Raw genomic sequence first — 14,174 nt, 5'->3', positions numbered from 1 at the left:
TCCGAACGGCAACGACAACGGTCACCAGTACAGCCTTTGGATCTTTGTCGATTCTGCGGTTCACTTCGGTTGCGGGGCGGTCGCAGCGCGCCCCCTTTCGCACCCGTGCGCCCAGAGAGGACTTTCATGGCCGGGCACGAGCATTCGCACGATGATCATGCGCATGACCACAAGCACTCGGGTTCGCCGTCGCAGCCGCACTCGCGCTCGCACTCGCACTCGCACGGGAAGGGCGGCCACGGACACGGGCCCGGGGGTCACTCGCACGGACCGGGGGGCCACGGCGGCCATTCGCACGGCGTCGCCGCCGACGCGGACCGCCGCTGGCTGCTCAGCGCCCTCGCCCTGATCGTCGTCTTCATGGCCGGCGAGGTCGTGGTCGGCTTCGCCGCCGGCTCCCTGGCGCTGATCTCGGACGCGGCGCACATGCTCACCGACGCCGCGTCCATCGTGCTCGCGCTGATCGCCATGCGGCTCGCCGCCCGCCCGGCCCGGGGCGGCTACACCTACGGCCTCAAGCGTGCCGAGATCCTCTCCGCGCAGGCCAACGGGGTCACCCTGCTGGTGCTGTCGGCCTGGCTGGGCTACGAGGCGGTCACCCGGCTGTTCGAGCCGCCGGAGGTCACCGGCTCACTGGTGCTGGTCACCGCGCTGGTCGGGATCGTGGTCAACCTCGCGGCCACCTGGTGCATGTCCAGGGCCAACCGCAGCTCGCTGAACGTCGAGGGCGCCTTCCAGCACGTGCTGACCGACCTGTACGCGTTCGTCGCCACCGCCGTCGCCGGTGTGGTCGTGGTGACCACCGGCTTCGCCCGGGCCGACGCGATCGCCTCGCTGATCGTCGTCGCGCTGATGCTCAAGGCCGGCGTCGCACTGGTCCGGGACTCCGGACGGATCTTCCTGGAGGCCGCCCCGGCCGGGATCGACCCGGACGCGGTGGCCGACCGGATGGTCACCGAGCCGCTGGTCGAGGAGATCCACGACCTGCACATCTGGGAGATCACCTCCGGCCAGCCCGCCCTGTCCGCGCACATCCTGGTCACCCCCGGCGGCGACTGCCACGCGGTGCGCCGCCGGCTCCAGGGCCACCTCGCCGCCGAGTACGGGATCACCCACAGCACCCTCCAGGTCGACCACGTCGGCGAGGACGAGTCCGGCGGGCTGCTCCAGATCGCCGGCCCCGGAGCATCGGCCGTCGACGCCGAGCACTGCGCCGACGCCCACGGCCCGGTCCACCGCGCCGGGCCGCACGAACACTGACAACCACCCCGTCCGTCACCGCGGTGCGGCATGATGCTGAGTCGTGACCGCACCGCGACTGATGCTGCTCGACTCCGCCAGCCTGTACTTCCGGGCCTACTTCGGCGTACCGGACACCCTGCGCTCGCCGCAGGGCGAGCCGGTCAACGCCGTCCGCGGCCTGCTGGACTTCATCGCCCGGCTGGTCCACGACCACCGCCCCGCGGAACTCGTGGCCTGCATGGACGCCGACTGGCGCCCGCAGTGGCGGGTGGACCTCGTCCCCTCCTACAAGACCCACCGGGTCGCCGAGGCGGCCGAGGACGGCGAGGAGGAGGTGCCCGACACGCTGGCCCCGCAGGTCCCGGTGATCGAACAGGTGCTGGACGCCCTCGGCATCGCCCGGGTCGGCTCCCCCGGCTACGAGGCCGACGACGTGATCGGCACCCTCACCGCCCGCGCCACCGGGCCGGTGCAGATCGTCACCGGCGACCGCGACCTCTTCCAGCTGGTGGACGACGCCCGCGGGATCACCGTGCTCTACCCGGTCAAGGGGATGGGCAACCTCCAGGTCACCGACGACGCGCTGCTCCTGGAGAAGTACGGCGTGCGCGGCGCCCAGTACGCCGACATGGCCGCCCTGCGCGGCGACCCGTCGGACGGCCTGCCCGGCGTCAAGGGCATCGGCGAGAAGACCGCCGCCCAGCTGATCGACGAGTACGGCGACCTCGCGGCCATCCGCGCCGCCGCCCTCGACCCCGGCTCCAGGCTCACCCCGGCCCGCCGCCGCAACATCGTCGAAGGCGCCGCCTACCTCGACGTCGCCCCCAAGGTCGTCCGGGTCGCCGACGACGCCCCGCTGCCCGCCTTCGACCCGGCCCTCCCGCGCGAGCCGCTGTACCCGATGACGCTGGAGGAACTCTCCACCCGCTGGGGCCTCGGCACCTCCCTGGACCGCCTCCTGGAGGCCCTCGCCACCCGCTGAGCCGCCGTACGCCGAGGGCCCGCACGTTCCCGCCGGAGCGTGCGGGCCCTCGGCGTTCCTTGACGCCACGTCACTTTGCAATGCAAAGTTCATGGCACAGCAAAGCGGAAACGCGTGACAAGGGGTGGATCATGGCGTCAACACACCGGGCCGGCCCGGCCGAACTCCTCGCCGAGACGGAAGGGCTCCGGGCCCGGGCCCGGACCCGGCTGCGCGGCTCGGGGGTGCCGCTGCTCGGCTTCGGCCTGCTCGCCCTGGCCGCCGTGCCGGTCTCCGGCCAGGCCTACAACTTCGGCGCCAACGGACGGTTCGTCGCCTCGTACCCGTCCTTCGCCTACTCCGAGCTCATCGACCTCTGCGTGCCGCACGCACCGGACGGCTCGTGCCGGACCGGCGACTTCGACGGCGCCGTGCTCCGCTTCCTGGCCTGGGGCGTCTGGTACGCCCTGCTCCCGCTCGCCTGGCTGGCCGTGGCCCGCTGGTACCGGCGGCGCGGCGAGGCCCGCGGGATCGTCCCGCACCGCGACGGCTGGGTCGGCGCCGCGGTCGGGATCGGCGTGCTGCTCACCGCCGTGCTGCTCGGCCTGGTCTTCGCGCGCCATGTGCCGTTCGGGCTGTCCCTGCTCGTGAACACCTACGCCTCGCCCTGGTACGTGGTCGGCATCGGCCTGATCATCCTCGGCCTGACCGAACGCAGCCCCCTGGTGACCGCCGCCGGCCTCGCCCACACGGCACTGCTCACCGCCTACCTCGCGGCCCCCTGGGAGAGCGGCTGGCTGCCCTGGCTCGACCGCGGAAACGGCGGCTGGGCCGACGGCCCCCAGCCGAAGGCCCTGCTGCTGGCGGCGGTCCTGCTGGCCGCCGGCCTGGCGCAATGGACGGCGGCCCGCCGCACACCGGGGGCGTCCCGTACGGTCACCTCTTGACTTCCTCCCCTCCTGAAGGAAGGGATTCCCCTCAGCCTCGCGGCTGAGCCGCTGCGCGCGAGCGCGGCGGTGGGACGACTTCCTGCTTCACCGACGACCGCCCGCCCGGAGTTCTCCGTTGAGGTCTTACACCGTCTCCACAGGCTGCTGCCGCCAGCCCGGCGGCCAGGATGTTCTCAGCTGCGTTCACGTCCCGGTCGTGGGTCGTCCCGCATCCGCACGTCCACTCGCGGACGTTCAGCGGCATCCTGCCCTGCAGGATGCCGCAGGCCGAGCACAGCTTGGAACTGGGGAACCACCGGTCAACGGTGATCAGCTCGCGGCCGTACCACTGGGCCTTGTACTCAAGCATGGACCGCATCTCAGTCCACGAAGCGTCCGAGACGGCTCGGGACAGCTTCCGGTTCTTGAGCATGTTGCGGACCGTCAGATCCTCGATCACGACCGTTTGGTTCTCACGGACGAGTCGGGTGGTGAGCTTGTGCAGGAAATCACGGCGCCGGTCGGCGATCCGTGCGTGGACGCGAGCAACCTTGAGCCGGGCCTTGTCCCGGTTCGCGCTGCCCGCGGCCTTGCGGGACAGTTCCCGCTGGGCCCTGGCCAAACGCCGGCGGTCACGGCGTTCATGCTTCGGGTTGGTGATCTTCTCCCCGGTGGAGAGCGTCACCAGGCTGGTGATCCCGGCGTCGATCCCGACCGCGGCGTTCACCGGGGCCGGCATCGTCGGCCGGTCGTCGCACAGCATCGAGACGAACCAGCGTCCCGCACCGTCCTGCGACACGGTCACCGTGGACGGGACCGCATCCTCCGGGAGCGGCCTCGACCACACGACGTCCAGCGGCTCGGCCATCTTCGCCAAGGTCAGCACGCCGTCCCGGTAGCGGAACGCGGAGCTGGTGTACTCAGCAGACCTGCGGGACTTCTTCCGGGACTTGAACGTCGGGTACTTCGCCCGCTTGAGCCAGAAGTCGACGAACGCCCCTTGCAGATGCCGCAGAGCCTGCTGCAACGGAACGGAGGAGACCTCGGACAGGTAGGACAGTTCCTCGGTCTTCTTCCACGCCGTCAGCATCGCAGAGGTGGCATCGTAGTTGACCCGCTCCTGGCGCAGCGTCCACGCCTCGGTCCGGGCCTGCAACCCCAGGTTGTAGACCTTGCGCACGCATCCGAACGTACGCGACAGCTCGGCCGCCTGCGCATCGGTCGGATAGAAGCGATACTTGAACGCCCGCTTCACATGGTTCGCGGTCACACTCTCAACCTAGCGCGATCACTTGTAACGATCGAATCTCCCGGTCAGAGCACTACGGTCCGCCCAACGGCGAAACGCGGCCCGTTGCCCTGCTCCGCAGGAGATCCATTTCCTCCCCCGGCTGAAGCCAGGGGTATCCATGGAGGACCCCGATGAGCGTTGCTGACGAAGCCGAGGAGCAGCACCCGACCCTGGCCCTGGACGACACCGTCCACCAGCGGGTCCGGCTCGGCATCCTGGCGATCGCCCGCGAGGCCGACCGGGTCGAGTTCGGCTTCCTCAAGGAGCAGCTGGGCGCCACCGACGGCAACCTGTCCCGCCACCTCAAGGTCCTGGAGGAGTCCGGCCTCGTCGCCGTCGCCAAGGGCTACGTCGGGCGCCGCCCCCGCACCTGGATCACCCTCACCCCCCACGGCGCCGAAGCCCTCGACCGCGAACTCCGCGCCCTGCGCGCCCTCGTCCGCCGCCTCGACGCCGCCGGCCCGGGCCACGCCCCGGAGTAGGAAGTCGGCCGGGCCGACTTCCTACTCCCCGGGGGCACCGGGGGCATCGGCCATTCGGCCCAGGTCAGGCAGCGGCACCGTACTCGCGTGTCAGCCTCCGGACCTCGGCGTCCTTGAAGGCCTGCACCTCTTCCACGATCCCGCTCCTCGGCAGCTCGGCCAACGGAACGCAGAGGTCCATCCGCTGAATGCAGACGCCCACCATGTACTTCCCCTGCTCTGTGAGGTACAGGCGGATGCCGTAGTAGCCCTCCTCGCAGTCCGTGTCGTTGTTGAACCGGCACGACGCGCAGGTGTCGGGGAGCCGTACGGGCAGCAGTCGCTTGACGTAGACCGCCCGGCTGCCGAGCGCCCGGTAGAGGGTGCGCTCGTCGGAGGTGCCGGCGGTGAACGTCCGGAGCACCGGTTCCGCGCCGACACGGGCCAGCACTTCGGAGATCGCCGCGGTCGACTCCGCTCCGTCGTGGATGCTGGTGAGCATCCGCACGTCCGCGAACTGGCCGTACGACTCGACCAGGTTGACGACCCGGTCCACGTGCGCCATTCCGGGAACGACGATGTTCACGGATACCTTGACACCGTTGGCGACGGCAGCCCGGACGGTCTGCTCCGCGGCGCGGATCTTCGTCCCGGCCAGACCCGCTGACCTGAACCGCTCGGACTGGACGGCCCCGAGCTCCTCGGCGGTCGTGCCGAAGACCGAGACGTTGACCCGGTTGAGTCCGGCCGCCGAACACTGCGGCATCACCTGCCGACCGCGCTCCCCATTGCTGGTCATTCCGACGCTCAGCCCCATGCCGGTGAGCGCCGCGACCAGCGCGGGCACCTCCGTGTGGAGAGTGGGTTCCCCTCCGGTGAGGTGGACCTCCCCGGCGTCGAACGCGCTCGCCACGGCTCGCACCGCCCGCCGGAAGGACATGTCCGGAGCCATCCTCGCGGCCAGGAAGCCGACTCCGTTCGTCTCGCTGTAGATCGATACGCGGCCGGTCCTGCCCGGACCGGCCGCGAAGGGCAGTTCGGTGCGGCCTCGATGGTCGGCGGTGACCGGCGTTCCCTCGTTGTGGCAGAACGTGCAGGCCAATCCGCAGTCGTCGATCACCTTGATGCGGATGGTCCTGTCCCGGACGACCCTGACTGCCGGACGTTGGGTTGCTGACAAGGCTCGTCTCCTGTCACTCGAACATAAGCCGGGCGATCGACTCGATGTCGATCCCGTACCGGCGGTAGACCTTGGTCGTGTTCTCGCTGGTCAGCTCCTCCAAGGGGAGCTTCAGCGCGAGCGCGGTCGCGTGGACGTGTTCGGCGCTGTCGCCCTCGATCTCCAGGTACGGGGGGATCAACGGCCAGTGGTCGATCTCGATGGCCGCCCCGCCCAGCGTCCAGGAGGACCGGCGGTTTTCCTGGTACGCCTTCGGCTGGTAGCCGAGCTTGCCGAGGAGCGCGTTCGTGACGTCGAAGTCGCCGACGGTCGTCTCCGTCTCGCTCACGCCGTCGATCGCGTCGGAGTGGATCTCCTTGACGCACAGGGTGACGTCGGTACCGGTGTCACGCAGCCGGACCCACGCGCCCGATCGACCAGGGATGTCGTAGACGTAGCGGCGCTGGAAGCGGTCGCCCAGGTGCTCGGCCCCGGCTGCGGTCAGGAGCGCGCGCATAGCCTCCGGATCGACGTTGAGGATCTTTGCCTCGAACTCAATTGCGGTCATGGAAAGTTGCCTTCCTCGATGCGGTAGGGACGTACGAGCGCACGACGTCGGCGATGCCGTACGCCACCTCCTCGGGCGTACGGCCGGTGCCGTCCACCGGCAGCAGGCCGAACGCCCGGTACACGCGAGAGCTCTCCGCCACGTTCGGCTCCTCACGCTTGTGCCAGTAGGTCAGCGTCCCTTGAACGGCCCGCTGATGAAGCCGCTCCTGGCGCACGCGTTCGTCCACTTCCAGGAGGATCGGCACGTCCGGAACCAGCACTTGGTCCGGATACTCCGGCGCGCAGTCGTGCCCCATCGCCCTGTGCGTGGCGATGGTGCGCGGGAAGTAGGACTCGACCACCACCGTTCGGCCGGCCTCGATGAGCGACCGGGCCGTCTCCGACTTGATGTGGTTGGCCATCATCCACCAGTGGAAGCGCGCCGGCAGGATCCCCGTGGCGTCGACCTCCGCGCGCGTGCGGGCGAACATCGGCAGCGTCCCGTCCATGAGGTGAACGCCATTGACGAGGGCTGCGACCAGCGGGGCGACGGTGGTCTTTCCGCTCGCACTGAGACCGTCAAGGGTGATGAAGAGCCCTCGGGTCACGTCCATGTGCACTCCATTCGCTGGCCCCAGTTCCACGGGGCCGAGGGGGCTCCGCGCAGGCACGCGACGCGGTGGGCGGCCTTCCTGCGGGTGTCGGCGTCGAGGTGGGTGCGGCGCACCGTGTCCATCACCGTGGTGAGGACGACGACGTCGCGCACGACCTGGTAGCCGGACCAGGCGCCGATGTAGGGATGGGCCGGGATCCGGCCCTCCCGCTCGTAGGAGAAGTAGGTGTCGGCGTAGGTCCGGTGGTCCTCGCGCGGGCCGGTGAGCAGTTCGGAGCGCCAGCGGGCCGCGACCAGGTCCCACTCGCGGTGACCTCGCATCAGCGGGCGGCGCAGCAGGAGCCCGACGTGGACACCGTCGTCATGGACCGGGACCATGCCGAGGGCGCCGAGGACGACCGTGTCCGGAGTCGGCCAGTCCAGGTAGTCCCACTCCTCGCGCAGCTGCGCCGTGCGCTCGCGCAGGAAGCGGCGGGCGGCATCGTCGAGCGGGGCGTCGTCCAGGCCGTCCAGCAGGTGGGCGAACGGGTCGTGCTCCCTCAGCCACGGCGCCGACGCGGGGTCGATGCGGTGGGTGAGAGCGGTCACCCACGCGGACAGGGACGTGTCGGCGCTCGGTTTCCCCGGGTCCGGCCAGAAGGTGACGGCCCGGCCCTCGGTGCCCGTCCGGACGTCGGTGTACCAGGGGGCCGTGACCGCGACCCGGTGCTCCCGGAGGAACTGTGCGCCCTTGATCAGAGCCCAGGCCTCGTCCAGGTCCGGGTGCACGACAGCCAGTGTGCGCGACGCGGGCAGCGACCACAGGTGGTTCGGGCTGTCGCTGACCAGCTCGGCCTGCCTGGCGTCGTCAGCGGTAGCCACGTAGGCCTGCGTCAGAGCCTCATAGGAGGCCGCAATGTCCAGCCTGCGGGCGGGGGCCGTGGTCTTGAGCAGCGTTCTGGTGCGCGGTCCGACGCTCACGGCGCAGTCCTCGGGTACGGAGTGGATGGATGGGCTGGAAGGGAACTCGGTCCGGCACGGCCAGCCGGGCGCCTGCGCAATTCGACATCAGCAAGCCGGGGCCGAGGGTTCCCTACGGCAATGTCCGAGCGCAGCGACCCGATTCGTCTGCCGATCTGCTCGATCACGGCGGCCTCCGGCCGTGCCGGAGGAGGCAGCTCGATCTCGGCCCAGATCTCCTTGCCACCCTCGGGAAGGTTCTCAACACCGAAGCGGGACACGACCCCCATCACCAGTCTCAGGCCTCGTCCACAGGTCGCCTCGTCGCTCGCCGACCGGTACTCGGGCTTACCGCCTCCCGGGTCGGTCACGGACACGCGCAGCACGCTCGGGGCGTACGCCAGGGATGCGGCCAGATTCGCGTCCGGCCGGTCCCCGCCACAGCCGTGCAGGACGGCGTTGGCTCCGAGTTCGGACAGGACGAGTTCCACGTCGTACAGCACGTCACCGCGCTGCCGGTCGTCCAGGACGAGCAGCGGTAGGACTGTTCTGGCCCAGCGACGGAGCTCGCCGACCCGTTCCCGTTCGGCGGGAAAGCTTGTCGTGATGATGGGTGATCCAGGCTCCATGGAGGGCGCCTCACTCACTCGCAGTCGGAGCTCTTGGGCGGGAAGTCGTACTGTCGCCCAAACATGACGGAACATTCGCGCTGCGGCCGGTAGCCGCCTTGCACGAACAGCAAACCGTCCGAGCTGGCCGAGAGTAAGGTGTTGGCTACCGTCAGTTGTTAAACCGGTTAAACGGCATCGCCAGGAGACCCCCATGGGGCGTACTCGCCAACCCAATGAGCGGCTGGGCCAGCTCATCCGGGAATCCGGCCGACCGAACGAAGCCCTCGCCCGGGCCTTGTGTGCCGTCTCGGCCCGCCACAACGATCCGGCACGACCGAGCCGAGTATCCGTCACGCAGTGGGTCCGACACGGTGTGATGCCTTCCGGGAACATTCCGCAGTACATCGCTGAGGTGCTCACCAACTGGCTGAACCGTGACATCACCCTGGCGGCCATGGGGTTCGGGGACGATCAGCCGGATCTACGCGACTGGGGCTTGGATACGCTGAAGGCTCTGGCGGCTCTTGGACGGATCGACGTTGAGGTGGAACGCAGACAACTCCTCCGCACGCTCACGTACTCGCTGGGGGCGCTGGGCATTCCCCCCGACAGTTGGTGGGAACACATGGCCCGTACCGGTGACCGAGGAATCACCCAGCGCCGGGCCGGTCAGGCCGACGTGGACGCCGTTCGGGAGATGACGGCACTGTTCTCCCAGCTCGACCAGCGCCGTGGTGGCGGGCACGGACGCACAGCCGTCGCGCAGTACCTCCTCACGGACGTCGGGGAGTTCCTCCAAGGCACCTTCTCCTCCGACGAGATCCGGCGCTCCATGTTCTCCGCTGCATCCGAACTCGCCTACCTGGCCGGGTGGACAGCGTTCGACAACGGCGAGCACCCCACCGCTCAGCACTACTACACCGTCGCTGTGAAACTGGCGGCCGAAGCCGACGACCCCTCGATGGCCGGTCACGTCCTGCGCGCCATGGCCCACCAGGCCGTTGACCTCCACAAGCCGCACCACGCAGTCCGGGTCGCTGAGGCGTCCATGGCCGGCGACCGGTATGGGCTCGCCAGCTTGCGCGAACGTTCCCTGCTCGGCGTCGTCCACGCGCGCGCCCTGGCCGCCGCGGGCCGAACCGCCGAGGCGAACGCCGCGCTGCTCCAGGCCGAACGCGACCTGTCTGCGGCATCCGCCGGCGACGACGAGCCGGCGCGGGTGTTCTTCTTCGGCGAGGCGTCCTTGGCTCACGAAACAGCATCGGCGCTACGCGACATCGGCGATCTGGAAGGCGCAGCAAGGGAGTTCGAACGCAGCGTCGCGACCCGCAAGGCCTCTGCCTTCACCCGGACCCACGCAGTCACTCTCGGCCACCTCGGCCTCGTGAAGGCCCGGCAACACTCTATCGAGGAGGCCTGCACGATCTGGTCACAGTCGCTCGACGCCATGCAGACCGTCCGCTCCGCCCGCACCCGAGACGTCGCATTGCAGATTCGCAGTGCGCTGTCGCCCTATCGCGGGCGGAAGGTGTCGACCATCGATACCGTCGACAGGCGCGCCGCCGAGTATCTGGCCGCCACCATCTGACCCGCTGTCCTGGCGCGGTCCGTTCAGAGGAGGGGAAGTACGTGGGTGATGTCTTCAGCGTGGAAGCGCTCGGGCACGTCGTGGGAGGCCGCACGGAACCGACCGACGACTACTGGGGAGGGACACGCGCCATCATCCGACTGGATGGCGACAGATTCCCGCTCGACGCGACGAAGGGGCTGGAGGAGTTCTCCCACCTCGACGTGATCTTCCGGTTCCACAAGACCGACCCCAGCGACCTGAACTTCGGTGCACGTCGCCCCCGGGACAACCCCGACTGGCCCGAGGTCGGCGTGTTCGGCCACCGGAACATGCGGCGCATCAACTGGCTCGGGTCCTCCCGCTGCCGCCTCCTCAAGGTCGACGGCCTGGACCTGCACGTCGAGGACCTGGACGCCATCGACGGCACCCCGGTCCTCGAAGTGAAGCCGTGGTTCGAGGAGTTCGGCCCGCGTGGGCAGGTGCGTCAACCCGTATGGACCACCGAGATGCTTCGAGACTACTTCGCCCCGGCGTCCCCCTGGTCCTGATCCAATGTCGCTAATCACAGTCTCCCTTCATCTGCACAGCAGGGAGACTGTGGTTGATGCCCTCGCTCGAATCGAGCGAGGGCATCAAAGCCAAGTATGGAGGTCTCGTTCGCTGCAGGAAGTCGGCTGAGCCGACTTCCTGCAGCGCTTCACTCAAGTCCGTTGCCGCCTCGGCCTGCCGAAGCGGCAACGGTAATCCCCCGCGAAATCGCCTATGCCTCTGCCCCCGCCGTCGGCGGGGGCAGAGGCACTTCTCTTCTGCGTAGGAAGTCGGCTGGGCCGACTTCCTATGCAACACGGTGGAGGCCAAAGCGGCGAGGCGAAGCCGAAGCTGCGCAGGGGGTGGGGGGTGGGGGGTGGGAGCTGCCATGACCGAAGGCCTGGCGGCTCCCACCCCCCACCAAAACGTCGTTGAAGAGGTCAGCCGACGGAGGAGTAGGCGATGATGCCGCGGCGGAGGCCGTCGACGGCCTTGCGGGCCGTCCGGCGGAGTTCGGCGTCCTCGCCGGCGGCGTCCTGGATCTGGCCCAGCACGTCGATCAGCTGCTTGGTCCAGCGGACGAAGTCGCCGGCCGGCATGTCGGCGTCGCGCAGCACCTGGTCGAGGTTGTGGCCGAGCGCCCAGCGGTAGGCGACCCAGGCGAAGCCCAGGTCGGGCTCGCGCTGGCCGACTCCCTCGGCGGTGTTGATCCGGTGCTGCTCCTCCAGGGCGTCCAGGTGGCCCCAGATCCGGACCATCTTGCCGAGCGCCTCCTTGGCCGCGCCCTCCGGCACCCGGGGGGCGCCGGCGTCGTCGGACTGGCGGGCCTCGTACACCAGCGCCGAGGCGCAGGCGGCGAGTTCGGCGGCGGCCAGGCCGCTCCAGACGCCCTCGCGGATGCACTCGGAGGCGAGCAGGTCGAGCTCGCCGTAGAGCCGGCCGAGCCGCTTGCCGTCGTCGGTGACGGTGTCGCCCTGAAGGTAGCCGAGGTCGGTGAGCAGCGCGCAGACCCGGTCGAAGGTGCGGGCGATGGTGTGGGTGCGCGAGCGCATCCGGCGTTCCAGCAGCTCGGTGTCGCGGTGCAGCCGGTGGTAGCGCTCGGCCCAGCGGGCGTGGTCCTCGCGGTCGGAGCAGCCGTGGCAGGGGTGTTGGCGCAGTTCGGTGCGCAGCCGGGTGATCTCCGGGTCGTCGGCGGCGGCCGCGCGGCCGCGCCGGAACCGCTCGGGCTCCAGGTGGCCGGCCTTGGTGCGCAGTGCCGAGGCGAGGTCGCGCCGGGACTGCGGGCTGCGCGGGTTGAAGGACTTGGGGATGCGGACGCGTTCGATCGCGGCGACCGGGTGCGGGAAGTCGATCATGGCGAGCCGCTTGACCTGCCGCTCGGCGGTGAGCACCACCGGGCGCGGGCCGTCCTGGAAGTCGGGGTGGCGCGGGCCGCCCCGGCCGGAGCGGTTGACCGGCGGCAGGCCCGGGTCGAGGACCAGGGCGAGGCCGGCGAACTTGCCGGTGGGCACGTGGATGACGTCGCCGGGCTTGAGCTGCTCGATGGACTCGACGGCGGCCGCGCGGCGCTGGCTGCTGCCCTCGCGGGCCAGCTCGTTCTCGCGGTCCTTGAGCCGGCGGCGCAGTTCCATGTACTCGTCGAAGTCGCCGAGGTGGCAGGTCATCGACTCGCGGTAGCCCTCCAGCCCCTCCTCGTTGCGCTGCACCTGGCGGGCGATGCCGACCACCGAGCGGTCCGCCTGGAACTGGGCGAAGGAGGTCTCCAGCAGCTCGCGCGAGCGGTGCCGGCCGAACTGGGAGACCAGGTTGACGGCCATGTTGTAGGAGGGCCGGAAGCTGGACTTGAGCGGGTAGGTGCGGGTGCCGGCCAGGCCGGCCAGTGCCTCCGGGTCGAGGCCGCGCTGCCAGAGCACCACGGCGTGGCCCTCGATGTCGATGCCGCGCCGCCCGGCCCGGCCGGTGAGCTGGGTGTACTCGCCGGGGGTGATGTCGGCGTGGGTCTCGCCGTTCCACTTGACCAGCTTCTCCATGACCACCGAGCGGGCGGGCATGTTGATGCCGAGCGCCAGGGTCTCGGTCGCGAAGACGGCCTTGACCAGGCCCTTCACGAAGAGCTCCTCGACCACCTCCTTGAACCGCGGCAGCATCCCGGCGTGGTGCGCGGCGATGCCGCGCTCCAGCCCGTCCAGCCACTCGAAGTAGCCCAGGACGTGCAGGTCCTCGTCGGGGATGTCGGCGCAGCGCTCCTCGACGATCGCCCGGACCAGGGCGCGGTCGGAGTCCTTGTTGAGCCGCAGGCCGGAGCTGAGGCACTGCTGGACGGCGGCCTCGCAGCCGGCCCGGCTGAAGATGAAGGTGATCGCGGGCAGCAGGCCCTCGGCGTCGAGCCGGTCGATGACGTCCACCCGGCCCGGTGTCCAGACCCGGCCGGGACGGCCGTTGGGCATCGAGCGGCCCCGGCCGCGGCCGAAGCGGTCGCGCGGGTTGCGGTCGAGTTCGGAGCGGGCGAGCCGGACCAGCTCGGGGTTGACGGCCTTGCCGGGGTTCTTCAGGTTGTTCTTGGGGCGGCCGTCCCGGTCGGGGTTCGCGAACAGGTCGTACATCCGGTTGCCGGCCATCACGTGCTGCCACAGCGGCACGGGCCTGGTCTCGGAGACGATCACCTTGGTGCCGCCGCGCACGGTGTCCAGCCAGTCGCCGAACTCCTCGGCGTTGGAGACGGTCGCGGAGAGCGAGACGAGGGTGACCGACTCGGGGAGGTGGATGATGACCTCCTCCCAGACGGCGCCGCGGAAGCGGTCGGCGAGGTAGTGCACCTCGTCCATCACGACGTAGCCGAGGCCGTCGAGGGTGCTGGAGCCCGCGTAGAGCATGTTGCGCAGCACCTCGGTGGTCATGACCACCACGGGTGCGTCGCCGTTGACGGTGTTGTCGCCGGTGAGCAGGCCGACCTTGGCGGCGCCGTAGCGCTTGACCAGGTCGCCGTACTTCTGGTTGGAGAGCGCCTTGATCGGCGTGGTGTAGAAGCACTTGCGGCCCGCGGCCAGGGCCAGGTGCACGGCGAACTCGCCGACGATGGTCTTCCCGGAGCCGGTGGGGGCGGCGACGAGGACGCCGGATCCGGCCTCCAGCGTCTCGCAGGCCTCCAGCTGGAAGTCGTCCAGCGGGAAGTCGTACAGCTGCTGGAAGCCGTACAGGGCGGTGGCCTGCTCCTGGGCCCGGCGACGGCTGGCCGCGTACGCCTCGGCGGGGCTGAGCTCCTGGTCGCCCTGGGGCTCTGGATCGGGGGTGTTCATCGCCGTCCGGGTGTGGTTGGTGTGA

Annotated in this window: 13 protein-coding genes; 6 read left to right on the top strand and 7 right to left on the bottom strand. The window is 70.0% G+C overall.

Annotated features, from left to right (window positions below; all coding sequences use genetic code 11):
• Positions 1-126: 126 nt before the first annotated feature.
• The 3 genes from ACIQI7_RS03775 to ACIQI7_RS03765 all read left to right on the top strand — a co-directional run bounded on the left by ACIQI7_RS03775 (position 127) and on the right by ACIQI7_RS03765 (position 3,150).
• The gene (locus tag ACIQI7_RS03775) at positions 127-1,260 is read left to right on the top strand and encodes a cation diffusion facilitator family transporter (RefSeq protein ID WP_401104774.1); all 1,134 of its coding nucleotides are present in this window, start codon (positions 127-129) and stop codon (positions 1,258-1,260) included.
• Between the two features lie 61 nt (positions 1,261-1,321).
• Positions 1,322-2,224 carry a 5'-3' exonuclease H3TH domain-containing protein gene (locus ACIQI7_RS03770; protein ID WP_401105670.1) on the top strand — a complete coding sequence of 301 codons (903 nt, stop codon included), beginning with the start codon at positions 1,322-1,324 and terminating at the stop codon, positions 2,222-2,224.
• Between the two features lie 131 nt (positions 2,225-2,355).
• Entirely contained in the window at positions 2,356-3,150 is a 795-nt protein-coding gene (locus ACIQI7_RS03765) for a hypothetical protein (protein ID WP_401104772.1), read from the top strand.
• Positions 3,151-3,181: 31 nt separating this feature from the next.
• Here ACIQI7_RS03765 and ACIQI7_RS03760 read toward each other — a convergent pair whose 3' ends face one another.
• Entirely contained in the window at positions 3,182-4,402 is a 1,221-nt protein-coding gene (locus tag ACIQI7_RS03760; protein ID WP_401104769.1) for an RNA-guided endonuclease InsQ/TnpB family protein, read from the bottom strand.
• Between the two features lie 152 nt (positions 4,403-4,554).
• On the opposite strand from ACIQI7_RS03760, the gene ACIQI7_RS03755 reads away from it, so the two are divergent.
• The gene (locus ACIQI7_RS03755) at positions 4,555-4,905 is read left to right on the top strand and encodes a winged helix-turn-helix domain-containing protein (RefSeq protein ID WP_401104766.1); all 351 of its coding nucleotides are present in this window, start codon (positions 4,555-4,557) and stop codon (positions 4,903-4,905) included.
• A gap of 64 nt (positions 4,906-4,969) precedes the next feature.
• Here the strand turns inward: ACIQI7_RS03755 and ACIQI7_RS03750 are convergent, their stop codons facing one another.
• From ACIQI7_RS03750 to ACIQI7_RS03730, 5 genes are all read right to left on the bottom strand, one after another.
• Positions 4,970-6,064: a radical SAM protein gene (locus ACIQI7_RS03750; RefSeq protein WP_401104764.1), complete on the bottom strand. Its 1,095-nt coding sequence runs from the start codon at positions 6,062-6,064 to the stop codon at positions 4,970-4,972.
• A 13-nt stretch (positions 6,065-6,077) separates the two neighbouring features.
• Positions 6,078-6,611, bottom strand: coding sequence for a class IV adenylate cyclase (locus tag ACIQI7_RS03745; protein WP_401104762.1), 534 nt, complete (start codon positions 6,609-6,611; stop codon positions 6,078-6,080).
• Positions 6,598-7,206 (bottom strand): hypothetical protein, encoded by a 609-nt coding sequence (locus ACIQI7_RS03740; protein ID WP_401104760.1) that lies wholly within the window; start codon positions 7,204-7,206, stop codon positions 6,598-6,600. The genes ACIQI7_RS03745 and ACIQI7_RS03740 overlap by 14 nt, the downstream gene beginning before the upstream one ends.
• The gene (locus tag ACIQI7_RS03735; RefSeq protein WP_401104757.1) at positions 7,197-8,066 is read right to left on the bottom strand and encodes a hypothetical protein; all 870 of its coding nucleotides are present in this window, start codon (positions 8,064-8,066) and stop codon (positions 7,197-7,199) included. Before ACIQI7_RS03735 ends, ACIQI7_RS03740 begins: the two co-directional genes overlap by 10 nt.
• A 95-nt stretch (positions 8,067-8,161) precedes the next feature.
• Positions 8,162-8,773, bottom strand: coding sequence for an ATP-binding protein (locus ACIQI7_RS03730; protein ID WP_401104754.1), 612 nt, complete (start codon positions 8,771-8,773; stop codon positions 8,162-8,164).
• A 193-nt stretch (positions 8,774-8,966) separates the two neighbouring features.
• Here ACIQI7_RS03730 and ACIQI7_RS03725 point away from each other — a divergent pair, with 193 nt between their 5' ends.
• Both ACIQI7_RS03725 and ACIQI7_RS03720 read left to right on the top strand, forming a co-directional pair.
• Positions 8,967-10,343: a Tat pathway signal protein gene (locus ACIQI7_RS03725; RefSeq protein WP_401104751.1), complete on the top strand. Its 1,377-nt coding sequence runs from the start codon at positions 8,967-8,969 to the stop codon at positions 10,341-10,343.
• Positions 10,344-10,384: 41 nt separating this feature from the next.
• Positions 10,385-10,873: an SAM-dependent methyltransferase gene (locus ACIQI7_RS03720; RefSeq protein WP_401104748.1), complete on the top strand. Its 489-nt coding sequence runs from the start codon at positions 10,385-10,387 to the stop codon at positions 10,871-10,873.
• A gap of 420 nt (positions 10,874-11,293) precedes the next feature.
• Here ACIQI7_RS03720 and ACIQI7_RS03715 read toward each other — a convergent pair whose 3' ends face one another.
• Positions 11,294-14,149 (bottom strand): DEAD/DEAH box helicase, encoded by a 2,856-nt coding sequence (locus tag ACIQI7_RS03715; RefSeq protein ID WP_401105669.1) that lies wholly within the window; start codon positions 14,147-14,149, stop codon positions 11,294-11,296.
• Between the last annotated feature and the right edge of the window lie 25 nt (positions 14,150-14,174).

It is taken from the genome of Kitasatospora sp. NPDC092039 (assembly GCF_044756065.1).
Classification (GTDB): Bacteria; Actinomycetota; Actinomycetes; order Streptomycetales; family Streptomycetaceae; genus Kitasatospora.
Note: the sequence above shows the minus strand (reverse complement) of the source record. Positions and strands in the feature narration are given on the sequence as shown.